Annotated in this window: 4 protein-coding genes; 2 read left to right on the top strand and 2 right to left on the bottom strand. The window is 38.2% G+C overall.

Features of this window, described 5'->3' with window-relative positions:
* A partial coding sequence (locus H5072_RS17080) for a 4-(cytidine 5'-diphospho)-2-C-methyl-D-erythritol kinase (protein ID WP_404936339.1) occupies positions 1-284 on the bottom strand: 284 nt, incomplete at its 3' end.
* A gap of 2 nt (positions 285-286) precedes the next feature.
* The gene (gene lolB, locus H5072_RS17075; protein WP_182694222.1) at positions 287-874 is read right to left on the bottom strand and encodes a lipoprotein insertase outer membrane protein LolB; all 588 of its coding nucleotides are present in this window, start codon (positions 872-874) and stop codon (positions 287-289) included.
* An 83-nt stretch (positions 875-957) separates the two neighbouring features.
* Here lolB and hemA point away from each other — a divergent pair, with 83 nt between their 5' ends.
* A complete protein-coding gene (gene hemA / locus H5072_RS17070) occupies positions 958-2,214 on the top strand; it encodes a glutamyl-tRNA reductase (protein ID WP_024594740.1) in 1,257 nt (418 codons plus the stop codon).
* A 7-nt stretch (positions 2,215-2,221) separates the two neighbouring features.
* Positions 2,222-2,383 (top strand): PCRF domain-containing protein (locus H5072_RS17065; protein WP_182694221.1); only part of this gene is annotated, 162 nt, incomplete at its 3' end.

Genomic DNA, 2,383 nt, shown 5'->3' with positions numbered 1-2,383 from the left:
CGCTTAATTAAATTTATTTTTACACCCAAAGAGGTTTTACAGTGTGTTTGTAATAATAAAGCCGCTTTATAGATGAGATTATCATTTAGAGGGATGTCTTTAGTATCACCACCGACAGAAATACTCCCATCTGTTGTTAACTCAAAATGCAGCTCATCGCCAAAATTTAAAAAAGTAAATAAGGTTTCAAGTTCATGATAGCCATCTTCTCGGCGAGCATTAATATGTAAAAATAAATTGAGTTTTGCCGGAGCTATAAGTGAAAAAGAGGTTTTGTTATTCATACTTATTTAAACTGCCAATCGTATAGTTGAATTTTAATTTTTATTTGTTGGTGCTTTAACGTCAGTTTAGTAGGTAACCAGTAACCTGCGTTTTGTACATAGGTGCCATAATCTATTTGCCATTTTTTGCCTGTATTATCAAACCATAATACTTGCTTTGCACGCCCAAGCTCATCAACAATTAAACTTTCATCGTCAATAGTGCCTTTAAGCCAGTTATCGGCATTATCAACCGGTAGTGTAAAACCCGTTAATCGTTTTAAAAGCTCTGCAGCATTAGTATCAAAGTATTGTTCACCGTCAAACTCTAATTCAGCACCGTTAGTTGTTTGTTTAAGTGATAAAATACGAGTACCAATAAAAGTAGTCAGTATTAAATTATTGGTATTTGTTGTTTGCTGCCAATTTAAGTTTGCAGATTGACGCTCTTCTGGGCTAATAAATGCAAGTTTACCTTCTACTTGCCAAGTTTTTTGAGCAGCTAAACGTGGTTTCCAATCATCATAAAGTGTTGTTTTTGTATCAATTTGATGAGCACAGCCACCTAAAAACAAAAAAAACATGAATAAAATCAAATATTGTCGAATCAAATGTTGTTCCTTACTTTCCATATTCCGCTGATTTTTGGTAAAATTACCGCCTTTGAAGTAGGGCTCAGCAATATTTGGCAAATATGACCATAATAGCACTAGGTATAAATCACAAAACCGCATCCGTAGAATTACGTGAAAAAGTGGCTTTTTCGCCTGAGCAAATTTCAGAGGCGTTGCAACAATTAAGTGGCCATGCCGACTTTAATGAAGCGGTTATTGTGTCTACCTGCAATCGAACCGAGATCTATTGTAGCCTCGCTCAGCAAAATTCCCAAACACTGTTGAGCTGGCTTGCCAGTTTCCATGGTTTGGATGAACATGAACTGAGCAAAAACACTTATTGCTACGAAGATAACGATGCTATTAATCACTTAATGCGCGTGGCGTGTGGGTTGGATTCTTTGGTGTTGGGCGAACCGCAAATTTTGGGGCAAATAAAACAATCGTTTTTTAGTGCTAAAAACCACGATGCAGTAGGTGTTACGTTTGATAGGTTGTTTCAAAAAACATTTTCAGTAGCGAAACAAGTTAGAACTGAAACCGATATTGGCGCAAGTGCTGTATCGGTAGCGTTTGCTGCAGTTAACTTGGCAAAGCATATTTATGGCAAGCTTGATAAGACCAATGTGTTATTAATTGGCGCAGGTGAAACCATTGAATTGGTTGCTAAACATTTATACCAAAATGAGCCTCAAAATATCACTGTTGCAAATAGAACTATTGAGCGAGCTCGTAACTTAGCTGATGAAGTGTCGGCAGATGTGATTGCTTTGGCGCAATTGCCTGAGCGTTTGCATAAAGCCGATATAGTGATTAGTTCTACAGCCAGCACTTTGCCTATTATTGGTAAAGGGGTGGTTGAGCAGGCGCTAAAGCAGCGACGTCACAAACCTATGCTATTTATAGATATAGCGGTTCCGCGTGATATAGAAAGCCAAGTTGGGGAGCTAGATGCTGCCTATTTATATTCCGTTGATGACTTACAAACCATTGTAAGCGAGAATATGGCAGCGCGCGAGCAAGCTGCACAGCAAGCGCAAATAATTATTACTGAACGCACCAAAGAATTTGCAATGTGGATGCGTTCACTCGATTCGGTAGATTTAATCCGCCATTATCGAAACGATGTACAAACAATTAAGTCTGAACTTGTAGAGCGTGCTGTTAGTCAGCTCAATACAGGTAAAGATGCAGAAAAAATTATATTAGAGCTCGCCAATAAATTAACCAATCGCTTAATGCACGCGCCTACCCGTGCAATACAAGATGCAGCGAAAAAAGGTGAAGTGGCGCAGCTAAACCAGTTGAAAAAAATGTTAGGTATTGATCAGGAATAACCGTTAAATGAAAGAGTCTGTTTATAATAAATTAGAAACCTTAGTAGAGCGTTATGAAGAAGTACAAGCGCTGCTAAGCGACCCGTCGGTCATTAGTGATCAAAACCGTTTTCGTGCGCTTTCAAAAGAGTATTCTGAGCTTGAAGAGATTGTAAAAACGTTTTTAAAC

It is taken from the genome of Pseudoalteromonas sp. SR45-5 (genome assembly GCF_014163565.1).
Classification (GTDB): Bacteria; Pseudomonadota; Gammaproteobacteria; order Enterobacterales; family Alteromonadaceae; genus Pseudoalteromonas; species Pseudoalteromonas distincta.
This window is presented reverse-complemented; position numbering and strand designations above follow the sequence as displayed.

Excerpts from the sequence above, each read along its gene's own strand:
- hemA (WP_024594740.1), top strand. The coding sequence starts at position 958 with ATGACCATAATAGCACTAGGTATAAATCACAAAACCGCATCCGTAGAA.